General features: G+C 41.7%; 13 protein-coding genes. 7 read left to right on the forward strand and 6 right to left on the reverse strand.

The features are described from left to right. Positions 1 to 30 precede the first annotated feature (30 nt). Positions 31 to 855, forward strand: a complete 825-nt coding sequence (locus FTU22_RS00255) for a rhomboid family intramembrane serine protease (RefSeq protein WP_180092203.1) — start codon at positions 31 to 33, stop codon at positions 853 to 855. A gap of 129 nt (positions 856 to 984) precedes the next feature. On the opposite strand, the gene FTU22_RS00260 is transcribed toward FTU22_RS00255, so the two are convergent. Then, the gene (locus FTU22_RS00260) at positions 985 to 3,486 is read right to left on the reverse strand and encodes an ABC transporter permease (protein ID WP_180092206.1); all 2,502 of its coding nucleotides are present in this window, start codon (positions 3,484 to 3,486) and stop codon (positions 985 to 987) included. After that, positions 3,483 to 4,214 (reverse strand): ABC transporter ATP-binding protein, encoded by a 732-nt coding sequence (locus tag FTU22_RS00265; protein WP_180024091.1) that lies wholly within the window; start codon positions 4,212 to 4,214, stop codon positions 3,483 to 3,485. Before FTU22_RS00265 ends, FTU22_RS00260 begins: the two co-directional genes overlap by 4 nt. Positions 4,215 to 4,225: 11 nt before the next feature. Here FTU22_RS00265 and FTU22_RS00270 point away from each other — a divergent pair, with 11 nt between their 5' ends. Next, positions 4,226 to 4,855, forward strand: a complete 630-nt coding sequence (locus FTU22_RS00270) for an arylesterase (RefSeq protein WP_180092209.1) — start codon at positions 4,226 to 4,228, stop codon at positions 4,853 to 4,855. An 83-nt stretch (positions 4,856 to 4,938) separates the two neighbouring features. Here FTU22_RS00270 and FTU22_RS00275 read toward each other — a convergent pair whose 3' ends face one another. Further along, positions 4,939 to 5,553, reverse strand: coding sequence for a carbonic anhydrase (locus tag FTU22_RS00275; protein ID WP_111884438.1), 615 nt, complete (start codon positions 5,551 to 5,553; stop codon positions 4,939 to 4,941). Positions 5,554 to 5,887: 334 nt separating this feature from the next. On the opposite strand from FTU22_RS00275, the gene FTU22_RS00280 reads away from it, so the two are divergent. Together FTU22_RS00280 and FTU22_RS00285 are read left to right on the forward strand one after the other, a co-directional pair. Continuing rightward, positions 5,888 to 6,928, forward strand: a complete 1,041-nt coding sequence (locus FTU22_RS00280) for an alpha/beta fold hydrolase (protein WP_373886224.1) — start codon at positions 5,888 to 5,890, stop codon at positions 6,926 to 6,928. A gap of 46 nt (positions 6,929 to 6,974) precedes the next feature. Then, a complete protein-coding gene (locus tag FTU22_RS00285; protein WP_180024089.1) occupies positions 6,975 to 7,982 on the forward strand; it encodes a hypothetical protein in 1,008 nt (335 codons plus the stop codon). Positions 7,983 to 8,019: 37 nt separating this feature from the next. On the opposite strand, the gene FTU22_RS00290 is transcribed toward FTU22_RS00285, so the two are convergent. Continuing rightward, positions 8,020 to 10,215: a TonB-dependent siderophore receptor gene (locus FTU22_RS00290; RefSeq protein WP_180092212.1), complete on the reverse strand. Its 2,196-nt coding sequence runs from the start codon at positions 10,213 to 10,215 to the stop codon at positions 8,020 to 8,022. Positions 10,216 to 10,446: 231 nt separating this feature from the next. Next, the gene (gene nfuA / locus FTU22_RS00295) at positions 10,447 to 11,085 is read right to left on the reverse strand and encodes a Fe-S biogenesis protein NfuA (protein WP_078189947.1); all 639 of its coding nucleotides are present in this window, start codon (positions 11,083 to 11,085) and stop codon (positions 10,447 to 10,449) included. Positions 11,086 to 11,243: 158 nt separating this feature from the next. On the opposite strand from nfuA, the gene FTU22_RS00300 reads away from it, so the two are divergent. The 3 genes from FTU22_RS00300 to FTU22_RS00310 all read left to right on the forward strand — a co-directional run bounded on the left by FTU22_RS00300 (position 11,244) and on the right by FTU22_RS00310 (position 14,059). After that, the gene (locus tag FTU22_RS00300) at positions 11,244 to 11,861 is read left to right on the forward strand and encodes a rhomboid family intramembrane serine protease (protein ID WP_111884441.1); all 618 of its coding nucleotides are present in this window, start codon (positions 11,244 to 11,246) and stop codon (positions 11,859 to 11,861) included. Positions 11,862 to 12,109: 248 nt separating this feature from the next. Beyond that, on the forward strand, positions 12,110 to 12,289 hold the full coding sequence (locus tag FTU22_RS00305; RefSeq protein ID WP_180005268.1) for a hypothetical protein: 180 nt from the start codon (positions 12,110 to 12,112) through the stop codon (positions 12,287 to 12,289). Positions 12,290 to 12,508: 219 nt separating this feature from the next. Beyond that, positions 12,509 to 14,059, forward strand: a complete 1,551-nt coding sequence (locus FTU22_RS00310) for a hypothetical protein (protein ID WP_180092215.1) — start codon at positions 12,509 to 12,511, stop codon at positions 14,057 to 14,059. Between the two features lie 163 nt (positions 14,060 to 14,222). Here FTU22_RS00310 and FTU22_RS00315 read toward each other — a convergent pair whose 3' ends face one another. Then, positions 14,223 to 15,842 (reverse strand): inorganic phosphate transporter, encoded by a 1,620-nt coding sequence (locus FTU22_RS00315; protein WP_180051075.1) that lies wholly within the window; start codon positions 15,840 to 15,842, stop codon positions 14,223 to 14,225. Positions 15,843 to 15,968 lie beyond the last annotated feature (126 nt).

The raw sequence follows: 15,968 nt of genomic DNA on the forward strand, positions 1-15,968 counted from the left end.
TTAAATATTTTGACACAGTACAAGAATAGCATGTCTGAACTCAGCCCTCCTGCTGTATCAACCCGTAAGCTGCAAATCCAACTGTGGTGGATCACTGCACTCTTAATTACCATCAATGTTGGACTCTTTGGCTGGCAAGTGTTGCATGGAATGAACGTAAGCCAACCCGACACACTGGATGCTTTGCGTTGGGGTGCTGATTATGCACCTTTAACCTTTTTAGAGGAACCCATCCGCTTATTCAGCAGTATGTTTTTTCATTTTGGCCTGATTCACCTGATGTTGAATATGTGGGCTTTGTATATTTTTGGCAGTGTTGCCGAGCAAATGTTAGGTCGTTTCTACTTCCTCGGCCTGTATATTTTAGCCGGACTGATGGGAAGTTTGTTGAGTGGGTATTTAACCATTCAAGACAGCTATGCATTATTGGCCGAAGGTGCAGCCAATCAGCAGCTTTTCCCGAGTATTGGTGCAGGTGCATCGGGTGCAGTGATGGGACTGGGTGCAGCGTTGACGATTATTTCGCTGCTTCCGATGTTACCTAAACAACAATTTTATCTGGATAAAAAAACCTTATTGATGGTAATGGGTATTAACCTCGCGATGGGCTTTATGATTAGTGGAATTAATAATGCCGCGCATATTGGCGGCATGTTGATGGGTGCTGCATTGGCTTTTATTTGGTATCTAGGACAAAAATTACATCAATCCCTAATCATTCAAATGATCGGTCTAATCGCCGCAGTTGTCGGATGCTATCTGTTTTATCTACATTGCCAACAATTAATCCAACCGATATTACCGCTTTGGGAACACTTTATCCTGCTGATGAAGCAATCTCTCGCAGCACGTTAAACAGTGGAATGAACCCTGTGGCTATCAACACAGACATGTTGAAAACACGTCAAATCATGTCTAAACCTGAACTGCGCACTGGGTTCCTGCTCCACTCTTAACTTGCTCGGCTGTTAAACATCTCCCCCCTTAACTATTCAGTTCACGCAAACTTTCTAAGGGTGGGATGTCGCAAAGATAACTTAAGCGATAACGTCCGATCAATGTACAGACTAAAGTCATGACCAGTGGGAGGATCAACCAAATTTCTGCATGTAGCTGGATGACCAATTCCATTTTATAACTGACAATCGCACTGATCACTTCGGCAAAAATACATGCCACAACACCTGAAATTAGTCCCATTAGCCCTACTTCCAAACTGAGCATCGACTTTAGTTTTTGCTTGGAACTGCCGAAGGAACGCAGTAATGCCACTTCTTTTTTGCGTTCATCCATAAATAAGTTCAAACATGCAACCAAAACTAAAATGCCTGAAATACTCACCAACAGCGCCAAGATGGTAATAATCTGAACCAATACACTGACGATGCGTTTGATCTCATCCAAAATCAGACTAACATCAATAAACACGGTATTCGAAAACTGCTGAATCAGACCAATTAACTGATTTTTATCTTGCGGTGGAACATAGAAACTCCCCAAATAGCTGCCTGCATTTTCATCCATGGTTTTGGGAGAAAAAATAAAGAAGAAGTTTGGACTAAAGCTTTCCCACTCCACACTGCGAAGGTTGATCACCTTGGCTTGTAAAATCCCTTCAGGAAGGCTAAAACTCAATCGATCTCCAATTTGAATACCCAGTTCTTGTGCGGTTTTCACTTCTACCGATACTTCATTGACCTGTTGAAACTGCTGATTGCCCGCGATGATTTGATTATCTTTTGGAAAAGTTGCGGCCTGCGTAAGATTCAATTCACGGCGTAATGAATTATTGCTTTTAATTAAAGCATCCGAAAAAGGGAGATCATTTTTGGCAATTAAACGCCCACGAATATTCGGGTACATCGGCGTCCCTTGCCAACCATGCAGCTTGAGTTGTTGATTAAAATCCTGCAACTCAAATGGTGGTAATCCATAGACAAATTGGTTAGGTGTTCCGTGGGGCAATTGCTGTTGCCAACGTTCCAGTAAATCTGTACGTAATACCGCTAGAACCGTGATCAGACTCAGCCCCAATGCCAAGGCAGTAATTTGAAATGCCGTTTGATACGGTGTACGTATATACGCTGAGATTTTCGTCCCCCAACTTTTCAAGGCCTTTAAACTGAGCCAGACCATCATATATAGGCCAACACACAGGAAGATGATGGCGCAAACCAGCCACAGGGTGAGTTGTAAATTTTCAGTTAAAACCACACAAAACACCACCAAACTGAGTGTTCCGAAACTGAGCATCCAAAGCATGGAACGTACAGAACGCTCTTGTTGTCGTATCACGCGTGCCGGCGGTGTCCCTAATAATTGCCAAAGACTTGGAAGAACAAATCCTAATAACACAATCGCACTGGTGAATATTGCAATTGGAAGCGGACCAAGTAGCATAGACAGGGCTGAAAACTCTAATTGTAAATTAGGAATCAGCTGTAGCATGAGTTGCAATAAGCCATAGCCCAATCCCAGACCAATCATACTTCCAAACAGGATTGAAAGCCCGAGTACAACCAACAGTAAAGCCAGATAAGCACTTAATATTTGCTGTTTGGTCGATCCAATACAGCGCATCAGTGCAATGGCATCCTGATTTTGTTGGACATAGCGCTGACTGGTTAATGCGATGGCGATACCACAAAGTAGAATGGTTAAAATATTCGCCAGCTGTAAAAACGTTTCAAGATTGGCAATCGGTTTCATCAATCGGGTATTGCCTTCACTGGCATTTCTCAGTTTTAAACTGCTTTGAGCTGCATCTTGAACCTGAGCATTATTTGATTTAGCAGCACTGTCTTCGCTTTGATCACCAAATTTCTGCTTATACAGTTTTTCAAAGCGCTGGGTATTTTGTGCATCTCCTGCCATTAACAGGCGATATTCAATCCGACTCCCGACTTGGATGGCATTGGTTCTCGCCACCTCAGACTGCGCAATCATAACTGTCGGTGAAAAACCACTGAAACCGAGTTCCTGATTGGTGTCATGGATGATTTTGGCACTGACTTGAAAAGCAGCATCAGCAATATTGATCTGATCTCCAACCTTAACACCCAACAAATCCATGGCACGCGGACTTAACCAAACCTCACCTGCTTGTATGGAGCGGTTTAGTTTCGGTTCTGTTTCGATTTCACCTCTTAATGGAAATGCGGCATCAACGGCCTTGACATTGACCATGACAAATTGCTGATCAGTGTGCGCCATGCTGCTAAATAGCGTGACATTCGAATGTTTTAATTGTTGTGCTTTGGCTTGTTGTTGCCACTCTTGTGGAATTGGTTCATTGGCTGTCAGCGCCAAATCTGCTGCCAACATTTCAGCAGCTTGTAGCGCTACAGCATTTTGAATTTGTACATTACTAAACTTTAAAGCCGTGGTGGCACTGATCGCCAAGGTCAGTGCGATCAATAATAAATACACACCCGTGGTTTTAAAACTCAGCTGTAAGAGTGGTCGAAACAGTACCAAAAGATTCATGCAGCATCTCCTGTTCGATGCTCAATCAATTGACCATTGACCAATTCAAAATGGCGCTGACATTGACGGGCCAAATCGGCATCATGCGTCACCAATACCAAAGTGGTTCCCATTTCACGATTTAACTGAAATAACAGTTGTTCAATTTCCTGTGCCGTTGCACTGTCTAAATTACCTGTCGGTTCATCTGCAAAGATCAGATCGGGTTCACTCACCAAAGCACGGGCAATCGCAACCCGTTGCTGCTCACCACCCGATAAAACTTTAGGGGCTTGATGCGCTTGGCGTTCTAGTCCGACCTTTGCTAACAGTTTTAATGCTTTTTCTTCGGCAGCTTTGACCTGAAAATTTGCTTGTAACCGTAGCGGCAGCATGACATTTTCCAGAGCCGTTAAATGTGGCAACAACTGGAAAGACTGAAAGACAAAACCAATATGGGCCAAACGGACTTGAGCACGCTGTTCTTCATTTAATAGATGAATGTCCTGACCACAGACCCGTAACTGTCCAGAACTGGCTTGATCTAAGGTCGCCAAAATCCCCAACAAGGTGGATTTACCTGAACCAGAACGACCAGTGATCGCAACTTGTTCCCCGGCAAAGATTTCAAGATCGAGGTGTTCAAAGATCGATAACTGTTTTTGTGGAAGTTGTATCTTTTGTGTCAATTGCTGTGCAGAAATAATCGCCTGTGGCATGATGTCAACATCTGTCGTGAGTTGGGTCATATCTTCCCTATATGCAAAATCGCATTCAAAATAATCGTCTATTGAGTTACTTGCTGGCTATTGCACTGATGTTCTGCCCGATGCTGCTCTCTGCCAAAACCATTATGATTTTGGGCGATAGCTTAAGTGCAGGTTATGGTGTTTCAGTGCAGCAAGGTTGGGTCCACTTATTACAAAAACGTCTAGACCAACAGTATCCGAAACATCATAAAGTGGTCAATGCAAGTGTCAGCGGTGAAACCACCAGTGGAGCTTTGGCACGACTGCCTAAACTGTTCCAAACTCATCGTCCAGACCTTGTGGTGATTGAATTAGGTGGTAATGATGGTTTACGCGGACAGCCCCCTGCACAAATTCAAAAAAACTTAGCGCAGCTGATTCAAAAAAGCCAACAGGCCAAATCGAAAGTGATTTTATTTGGAATGAAAATTCCACCGAATTATGGCAAGGCATATAGCCAAGCTTTTGAAAATAACTATCAAGTGCTGAGCAAACAGTACAAAGTCAAATTATTGCCTTTCTTTATGCAAGGCGTGGCGGGGCATAAAAATTTGATGCAACAAGATCAAATTCACCCAAATGCCAAAGCGCAACCAATTTTGCTGAATAATGCTTATCCATTGATTAAAGCCAGCTTATAAATTTAGTTGGTGAAAATGGATTCGTTAAAAAAGGCGCTTCATTTGAGCGCCTTTTTTTAAATCTTGTATTTACTGTAGTTTGCTTAGAAATCGTAGAAGCTTACTTCACCCGTTTCGAGTGAATACTCAGCGCCCACCACTTTTAATTTGCCTTGCGCAATTAAGTTTTCAAGGACTGCTGAACCATGACGCAGTTGATTTACTGAGGCAAAAACGTTTGAACGTACTGCATGCATTGAAAGTTTTTCAAGGTCATCTTTCAATTCAGTTTGCATAAGTATTTCTACAGATGGACGAACGCGATTCACAATTGACATCAAGTTCGCTGATGGTGGTGTCGCAGGGTTAGTTAAAGCTTCAATCGTAGAATGAATCGCGCCACAGTGTGTATGGCCCAGTACAATGACCACAGGACAACCGAAGCTTTCTGCTGCAAATTCCACGCTACCGACTTGAGACGGTGCCACAATATTACCTGCAACACGAATCACGAATAAATCGCCTAAGCCTTGGTCAAATACCATTTCAGCAGGAACACGTGAGTCTGAACACCCTAAAATAATCGCAAAAGGTTCTTGGCTTTCGGCCATTTCAGCACGTTGTTGATGCGTCAAAAGCTTTGGGTGATTCGTTTCACCGTCTACAAAACGTTGATTCCCTTTTTTTAAACGATCTAAAGCTTCTGCTGCTGTTAGCATGTTCTAATTACCCTTATCCGAAGTTGCAATATTTTAATCCCAGTCGAATCGATTGTCACTTGCAAAAACAATTGCTGTGATTTTTTTCTACGACGATGCAACTTGATAGAAAATGCTAGTCTACATTCATCAAAAAAAAATATTTTTTCTGTAATGGTTCACATTATTAAAACGCAAGTTTAACCACATCAAAAAAGCAATGGATGACAAAGGTCATTTTTAATTTACAATATATTTCATAAATATACGCTTTTGCTATTTCAGCCCATTCTGATAATAGTCATATAAATGATCTAAAAAATATATCTATTCGATTTAACTGGGGTAAACGTCAATGAAAGGACATCATTCACGCGTTTTTGACTTTTTCAAGCTAGCAACAATTTGCTGTATGACGTTTACTGCCAACCATGCTTTGGCTGCAAATCCGTCTCCCATCAGCAAAAACCTGGCTGTACCCTCTATCGTGCAAAACTATTTGAGCCAAGAACGTAAAGCGGCTGGTTTAGTTACACATAGCGTTCAAGTCGGCAATGTGAATTGGAGTTATAGCGAAGGTGGTCAACGCTCTAAACCCACCATCTTGCTGATTCATGGTTTAGGCGGCACACGTGATAATTGGAATCGTGTTGCGCATTATTTAACACCGAACTATCACGTGATCATCCCTGACCTTCCGGCCAATGGCGATACCCATGTCCCTGTCGATTTTGATGTCTCAGTGCCGAATGTCACGGAACAACTACGCCAGTTTGTCCTTAAAATAGATATTGAAGATAAACTGAATGTTGCAGGTCACTCATTGGGTGGTTCCATTGCCACGGTATATGCCTCTCAATATCCTTTTGATACCCAAAGTTTATTTTTACTCAACAGCGCGGGCATTTATAAACAGGCCAATACCAGTTACACCCGCGACCCGTATAAACTTAAAAATTTAATCGTTTCAAAACCGGGGGATTTAGATGATGTCATGCATAAACTCATGCAAAATCCGCCCAATGTTCCGACACAGCTTAAAGAAGCGCAGGAGAATATCTTAATTGCGCGTGCGCCCTTCACCAGTAAAATGATCGATCAAGTTGTCACGCTCAATCGAATCTACACCCCTGAAACTTTTGCTCGTTTAACACGAACAGTAGAAGCCCCAACCCTGATCCTTTGGGGCAAACAAGATAAAATCTTTAATGTTGAAGTGGCTGGCGAACTCAAGTCGTTACTGAAACGTGCAGAAACCCCAGTGATTTTAAATAACGTCGGTCATATGCCAATCTTAGAAGCTGAACAACAAGTTGCAGAGCATTACTTGCCTTTCCTTGCGAAAAGTCAAAAGTTTAAAAACCCTTTGGTAGATAAACTGATTCAGTTAAACTGAGCATTCGCCATTTTTAGATACCCATGACTGGGACTTCAGGGAAAGTATGCAGAAAAATCCGATGATTGAGCAGTTGATTGACGCTCAACTGAACTTTTTAGATCAGAGCTTTTCACACAATGATACCGTAGCCACTGAATTCACCCACTTTTATCAATGGTTTCGTAAACAATCTTTGCAGCAGATTTGGAGTTTTGATCAAATCAATGCTTTGTTGCAAAAACAAATTTTAAATACCCCTGCAAGTCAATTTCTGATTGAGCAAATTGCTGAACATATCAAATTTGCACTGATTCATCCTGCAAATGACAGCACCACGATTGCCGAAATCATTCCTGTGTTGACCATTGATAAAATTGCGCAGTATGTGGCGAGTAAACAGGGACATCGTCAACGTTTAATTCATACCATGGTCAACAATCCTGCATTTTCAGCCATGATCAGTCAGTTGATTCAACATGCGATACAAGATTATTTAGACAACTCAGTGATTGCGAAATCTGTCCCCGGTGTTTCACGATTTATGAAAATGGGGAAATCGGTACTGGAAAATGTCACAGATACCAATTTAGATAATGCAGTCAGCAAATACTTACAAAAGAATATTTTAAAGCTCAGTCAAATGAGTGAAACCGTGTTAAATCAGCACTTTGATGATCATAAGCTGTACCATTTTCAAGCCAATTTGTGGCATAAAATTAAAGCGCTGCCAGTTTCAGTATTAAAGAACTATGTTGAAGTTCAGGACTTGCCGCAAACAGTTGCCATGGGTCATGAAATTTGGGACTTTATGCGACAGTCTGAGTATATGAAACAGCAAGTGCATGATGGCGTATACGCTTGGTACGTGCGCAATGCAGAACGCCCTTTTGATTTATTGCTACGTGATTTAAATATTGATGAAGCACTGATTCAGCATGAACTTCAAAACTTACTCAATCCTATCGTTCAACAAATGATTGAGTCGGGTTATTTGCGTGAGCGTTCACGTCTCTATTTAGAACAATTCTACTACTCAAGTGAAGCACTGAAAATTTTAAATATCCCAACATAAAAAAAGCCGCGTTAAGCGGCTTTTCTTTTGGACATACTTAGAACTGGTATTTCAAACTTGCATAATAAGCTCGACCCGGCTCGTTATATGTTTGGTTGACCGTTTTATCACGCAGTTTTTGCTCATCAAATAGGTTATTCACACCGATACGAGCACTTAAAGCCGCATTAAATTTATAACCAAAGTTAATGCCTGCAATGCCATAACTTTTCACGCTATCCATCGCCAAGCCATTTTTGCTTTCAAGACTGGTTTCTGCATATTGACGTGGTTTTTGACGACCATATTGGGTATAGACAAAGTTACTGTCTAATCGATCCGTGATGTTGTAGTTCAAAATAGAGTTTATGGTGTAATTTGGAATCACTGAAAGTGGATTGCCAGTACGTTTATCTTCAGAGTTGATCATATAGGTGACGTTATTGGTCCACGTGATATCACCCCAGTCCAAAGAAATACTTCCTTCAACACCTTCCACCAAGGCTTCTGGCGTATTCATCCAACGCAGTACATTATATGTTGTTCCATTTACTTCTAGTTCTTCTAGACGTGTATCCCCTGCAACGATCTTATTTTTATAATCATTACGGAACCATGCAAAGCTTGCATTTACGATGTCTTTTTCAAACTGTACACCTAATTCTTTATTCACTGAAGTTTCAGGTTTGAGATCGCCATTACCTTGTAATAGACATTGGCTCAGCCCAATCGGACAGCCATTACCGCGAGTGCTTAACAGATAACCTTCCGCATTTTGGTACATATTAGGTGCTTTATACGCCTTAGCCACACCACCTTTTAATGTCCAATAGTCGCCAAGCTTTTGCGTAATATTCAGACTTGGACTCCAGCTATCACCCGATTTACTATGATTATCATAGCGTAGTGCCAAAACGACATCGGTGCTCTCGCCCAAGTTCATATTGTTTTCAATATAAGCCGATGCAATCCGTGAATCCATGTGTGAACGGTCACCTGAAGTCAGCGCATCACCAAAACCGCCTGCGCCAGCTTGTGTATTAACCGTATCGGTAAAGTCATCTTCGACCCACTCAGTGCCTAAAGTTAATACCTGTGGAACATACCATTGGAACGGCAGATTGGCTTCTGCATTAAAGCGAATGGTTTCTAGATGTGACGTTTGTTTATTCTCGAGATTATTAATCTGACCCTCTGTACTACCGCCTGTACCTTCAGGTAAGCGCTTATTTTTGGTTTTGTCATATTGCGCTATGAGTTTACTATCACCCCAACCCCACGTACCTTCATGGGTTAATGCAAAACTATCACGATAAATGGTATTGGTTTCTTCACCAATTAAAGCAGATAAAATTGGTGCTTTGTTTGGATCGGCTGGATCAAATACACTGTTTTGACTGTCTCCTGCAAAACGGTTACCTTGGCGGCCAACACTTGCGTCAAACATCAAGACTTGTTGATCGTTCAACTGCCAAGCCAAGCGCCCTGCAATATCTTTATTTTCAACGCCTTCTCGACCCGCCATACGCGCACCATTATCCATTAGAGCATTAATATCCGCAGCATCTGAATCGGTTTTGTTATAACTACCGTATAAACGATATGAAAGGACATCTTTAAGAATTGGCCCGCTTAAGTTAAAGCTCTCACGGTGACTTGCGCCCTCTTTAGCGTCTTCGGGCTGATTAGTAAAAACCTCCACAGAACCATGCACGTCGTTGGTCACTTTCTTGGTTTTAATATTGACCACACCACCCATCGCACCTGAACCATAACGCGCTGCTGCTGGACCACGCAGCACTTCAATCGATTCAATAGCATCTGCAGGTACCCAGTTCGAATCGCCACGTGTATCACGCTCACCGCGCCAGCCATAACGTACTGAGTTTCTCGAATTTACAGGCTTACCATCAATTAAGATCAACGTGTTTTCAGGCCCCATTCCACGGATATCAATCTGACGGTTATTCCCTCGCTGGCCTGTGGCACTGTTACCAGTCAAATTTACACCCGGCATACGGCGCACATACTCCGAAATATCATTCACAACCGGCATCTTTTCTAAATCTTCTGCCGTAATTTTTGAGGCACCTAATGATTGTTTAACTTGTTCTGCTGCAGTAACAACAATGGTTTCCATCTTCGTTACGGATTCATCTGATGCTTCAGTGTGCACATCTTTTGCATGCGTCAAACTTACCAATGCACAGAGTATTGAAAGTGTAAGCGTTGATTTTAATAGTTGTTTGGCCATTGAGTGCTTCCAAATAAACGTATTTATGGAGAAATCTAGAATAATGTGTTGCACATTGTAACCATCACAAACAATATTGCAATTAATTTTAATAATCATTCTCATTTATATTTGTGATATCGCTTATCATCTCACTGTAAAAACCTCAGAAACCATTTAAAAATCTTCGTTTTATTTGATTTAGACAATAAAAAAGCCGCATCATTGCGGCTTTTTATAAAAATACTGAACTTATTTGAAATAAGCACCTTCAGTATTACTGTGATCCGTTTGGTCAACAACACGCATTAACTCAGGTACATGCTGCTTCAATGTTGTTTCAACACCTTGTTTCAAGGTTAAATCGATTGAAGAACAACCTTGACAACCACCACCGAATTTAAGCACTGCAGTTAAACCATGTTCTGCATCTTCAACCACTTCTACCAATGCACAGTTACCACCATGACCTGCAAGGCCAGGGTTAATTTCTGACTGTAGAACATAAGTGATACGCTCTTCTACAGAGGCATCTGGACCCACACGTGGCACTTTTGAGTTTGGTGCACGGAATGTTAACTGACCACCAAAACGGTCTTTGTTATAGTCAATCACCGCATCCAAAAGATATGGAATAGACGGTGTGTCAATAAATGCAGGGAAATCTGGATAGTCTTGTTTATAGTCTGTAGGCACAACTTCTTCTGGTGCACTGTAAGCCATACAACATTCAGCACGTGGCGTACCCGGATTTTCCACAAAAACACGTACACCAATGCCCGGTGTATTTTGTTTATCCAAAAGATCTTTCAAATACTCTTGGGCATTTGGAGTGATCAATAGGTTTGGAATTTCTTCAGCAACTGCTGTGCTGTTGTTCTCAGTCGACATTACAATATTTCCTCAAGCTGAAGTCGCTATTTTAACTTAAGATGCGGGGCATTAGAAAAAAATCAACTAAAATTGTCGGAATTATTCTGAAAGTTCACGCTTTAGGCAGATTTAATGGCATTATTGAGCATAAATTTTAACAAGTAGAATAGTCATATATGTTGGGCCTACCCTTTAACCACACCGTGACCATTATCCTGATTACGGTGGTGATTTCACTGATTGCATTTTCAAATCAGAAAGTGATGAATCGTTTGTTATTTTGGCCGCCAGCCCTCAGTCGTGGCGAGTATGACCGATTTATTAGCCATGGCTTTATTCATGCAGATGGTGCGCACCTATTATTCAACATGATTACCTTATTTTTCTTTGGTAGCGTGATTGAAAGTTTTTATCGCCAATATTTTTTCGACATGGGCTTTGTGCTGTTTTACTTGGGCGGTTTGATCGCTGCGATTATTCCGAGTTATTTAAAACATAAGCATGATACCCATTGGGCAAGTTTAGGGGCTTCTGGGGCGGTATCTGCGGTACTTTTTGCGTATATCTTGTTTGAACCGTGGAAACTGATTTTTGTATTCTTTATTCCTGTTCCTGCAATTATTTTTGCCGTGCTTTATGTGGCTTATAGTATCTGGTCAGGTAAACGTGGCAACAGCAACATTAACCACAGCGCACACCTTTGGGGCGCAGCGTATGGTGTAATCATGACGATTATTCTTGAACCGAAACTCATTCCACATTTCTTAAGTCAGTTATTAAACGTTCCTTTCTAAACGTTAAGTCTAAAAAATCAGCCTAATTTAAGCTGTAAAAATGACAGCCTAAACCGTTTCAGTTTAGGCTTTTTTATTGTGCTGCGTTAAATCGAAATGTCCTTTAATTTTTTTCTTTAGCCAATTTCCCACATTTACAGCACCGCACTTTGAATATCGAGCTATACAATTTCACAGCAGATTGAAACGCTATCTACCCTTGCCCTGATTTAAACTGAAATGACACAGAATAAAAAAGGAAAATTCCAATGAAAATAGTCCTGATGTTCTCAAGTTTGCTGTTGACCTGCGTGTTGAGTGCTTGTGCCGTTCACACTCGTGAAGGCAGTATCGTGGTCGACCCAGATCGTAATCACTATCCTTATAATTACCCAGATCGCCATGGCGACTTTTGCCCGCCCGGACAGGCTAAAAAAGGCCGTTGTTGATTTGCCGTTATTGATTTAATGCCCTCTTCTTTTAAGCCTTCAAACCGAAGGCTTTTTCAATTCCGTCAGTAAAATTTGAAGCTGTATATTCTACGAAAGTTCACAAAAGCACATGACAAATCATATAAATCTGGCATTTTATGCCACCCTGTTTTTTAATTTGGCATAGATAATGTATACATCTGTATATTAATGACAAAATTAGCTGAGATATTTTGCATGTCGAGTTCAACTGAAGGTCTTCAATTTCCCATTTCGGCTTCAAACCAAAAGCCGAGTACATCTAAAACCGGTCGTGAAATTATCGCTGAAGCCTTAGCTGCAGTTGACCATCAGTTTTCTGTACGTGCAAAACAAGAAAAAAACTGGCGTAAAAAATATCCTGAATATTTTAAAGCCTTGGTTGAACAAGGGATTCAATCATCTGAAGCAGCGATCAACATTGCTGAGCAAGGTTTAAATAAAGCGCATCACGTCTTTGAATTTTATCGTGATCAAGAAAAGCATACGCTCAAAGATGCAGTGGCTTTAACTGCACATCCACTGCATACCGTGAAATTAAAAGGTGAAAGTGACGCAGCGCCTGAGTGGTATGTGCCCTATCATGGCCAAAAACTGCAAGGTGAGGCGTTACTGGCTCAGATTCAAAAATGGCAAGATGCTGGCATCATTGAAGCCAGTCATGCCGACGCATTACGTGAAGCCATTGCCCACCCAGAATGGTTCGATTTGTCAGATCGGACTATGGTGCTTTTTGGTGCTGCTTCCGAAGCTGGCCCTCTGACGTGGTTAGCAAAATGGAAAGCCAATATTGTGGCAATTGACCTGAATAATGAACGTGTTTGGGATCGAATCTTAAGCACGGTTCAGGCCGGTAATGCCACTTTATATGCGCCAAGTCTCGACGCTGTGCATGAAGACACACCCATTCAAGAACTAAAACACAAATTGGGTGCCAATTTACTGACACACATTCCTGAAATTGCACAGTGGCTTGCACAAAGTGAACATCAACTAGATCTAGCTGCAATTGCCTATTTAGATGGTGAAAAGCATGTTCGTGTTGCAATGGCAATGGACAGCATCATGGCCTATGTCAGCCAACAAAAAGCCGACACCAGCTTGATGTTTATGTGTACTCCGACCGATGTCTATGCGGTGCCAGAAGAGATTGTTACGGCAGCGCAAGCCAAATTCCAAAACCGTGCTTCTGCACAAAAACTATTGACACAAAGTATTGCCAAAGTCACAGGTCAGCATTTCTTTAAGCAAAATAATGAGCAAACCACCACAGCAGACAATGGAAAATCCTATGGTATTGCTGACTGTCTGGTGGTGGAACAAGGTCCAAACTACGCACTCGCAAAACGTATTCAACAATGGCGCGCAACTGTCGCACGTCAAAATGGTCAGCGGGTTAGTATCAATATTGCGCCATCCACCACGACCCGCTCAGTGACGAAGAACCCATTATTAAAGGCAGCATTTAATGGTGCGAGTTTATTTGATGTGGAATCCTTCCAACCTGAAACCACCAATGCACTCATGGCGGCTTTATGGATTCATGACTTGAGAAACCCTCAATCGGTTGCTAACCCTGAAACAGCGCTAGACCATCCATTAGAACTCTTGATGCATGGTGCCAACCATGGTGGCTTATGGCGTGTAGCTTATTTGGCACGTACTGCCTTACCTTTTGCAGCGCTGTATGGTTTTGCTGAAGAGAAATTGCCCGTGAAAAAAGTATTGGGACTGTTTAAAAAAGCGTAACTGCATTGGTTCAAATAAGTGTAGAACTTTTCAAAGCTTCAACTTGGTAGTTTGACTATTCCATTTCAGCTCAGCCATCCCATTCAAATCGGTGATGTCTGAGATAAAGCCTTAAAAAAACGCTGCCGAAGCAGCGTTTTTTTATACCTAAAATTTGAGTTGCTTAGAACACTTTCAAGAATAACCAGTACAAGCAGCCTGATAGACAGATCGTTGCAGGTAAAGTGAAGATCCAAGCCGATAGAATGGTTTTCACTGTTGCAAAGTTCAGACCTGATTTATTCGCGACCATAGTACCTGCAACCGCAGAGTTAAGTACGTGTGTAGTCGATACAGGCATACCAAAACCATCCGCAGCAGCAATCGTTGACATAGCAACAAGCTCGGCAGACATACCCTGACCATAGGTCATGTGGTTTTTACCAATACGCTCACCTACAGTCACGACAATACGTTTCCAACCCACCATGGTTCCAAGACCCAGTGCTAATGCAACAGCGACTTTCACCCATGTTGGAATGTATTGTAAGAAGGAGTCTAAGTGACTACGATATTCCTTCACAGTCTTTTGTTCAGCTTCTGCCATTGCTGGTAGTTGTTCAGCTTTATCTAGACGTTTAAAAGCAGTGGTACTGAGGTACATGTCATTACGAATCGAAGATACTTCTTGTTCAGGAATATCTTTTAAGTCGCCATACTGTGCAACACGCTCACCTAAATGATCGGTCAAACTTGCTAAAGCTGGCACAACTTCTGGGCTGACTTCTTTGGTTTGAATGTATTTGGTGAGTACATCACGCGCTTGTGCATCAGGAATGTCATTATGCTCTGCGTAGATCGCAGTCGCAGTTTGAGCAGATAACTGATGGAAAGATTGAATATGTTGATTATCTAAGTTCTTATTCAATGAATAAGCCAATGGCACACATCCGATCAAAATCAGCATGATCAGCCCCATACCTTTTTGACCATCATTTGAACCGTGCGCAAAACTTACACCTGTACAGGTAAAGATCAAAATTGCACGAATCAGTGGTGGTGGCGGCTTATTGCCTTCTGGTGGCTGAAACAATTCTAGCTGTTTGCGGAAAATACGCTTGACCAATAAGAAAACGAGAGCCGCAAATGCAAAACCAATCAGTGGCGAGAACAATAACGCCTTACCGACTTTAAGCACCTGCTCCATATCTACACCGCTCGCACCACCGCCTGCATTTAACAGGTAGTTCATGATGCCAACGCCAAGAATAGAACCAATCAAAGTATGCGAACTAGACGCCGGGATGCCTAAGAACCAAGTCCCTAAATTCCACAAAATCGCTGCAATCAGCATAGCGAAAACCATGGCAAAACCTGCACCTGAACCAACGTTCATAATCAATTCAACAGGTAATAAAGCAATAATGCCGTAAGCAACTGCACCACTGGCAACCATTACACCTAGAAAATTACAGAAACCCGCCCACATTACCGCAACCGGTGCTGACAAGGCGTTGGTATAAATCACTGTTGCTACTGCATTTGCAGTGTCATGGAAGCCATTTACAAATTCAAAGCCAAGTGCGATGAATAAGGCTGTGCCCAATAAAATCATTGAATAAAGACTTAAAGGCGGAACATGCGCTAAATCGGCAGTCACCTGAAAACCAATATAAATCAACGTTGAAATAATCACCGTTAAAAATACCGGCATAAAGAATTTCGGTGTAGGCACATGAACATTCGTAGACTTTTGAGTAGTCGACGTGTGCGCTGAATCTACGGGAGTTTGTTTAGAATTCATGCAGGCAGGAATAGAGGATTTTAAAATCCCCATATTGTTCAATTTAATTATGACAATTATATGACAAAGCGGTGTCATATAAAGCAATTTTTCATGCTTTATTTGTTTTTTTAAAGTGTTAAAAAC

The sequence above is a fragment of the Acinetobacter sp. YH12076 genome, assembly GCF_013419525.1.
Taxonomy (GTDB): Bacteria; Pseudomonadota; Gammaproteobacteria; order Pseudomonadales; family Moraxellaceae; genus Acinetobacter; species Acinetobacter amyesii.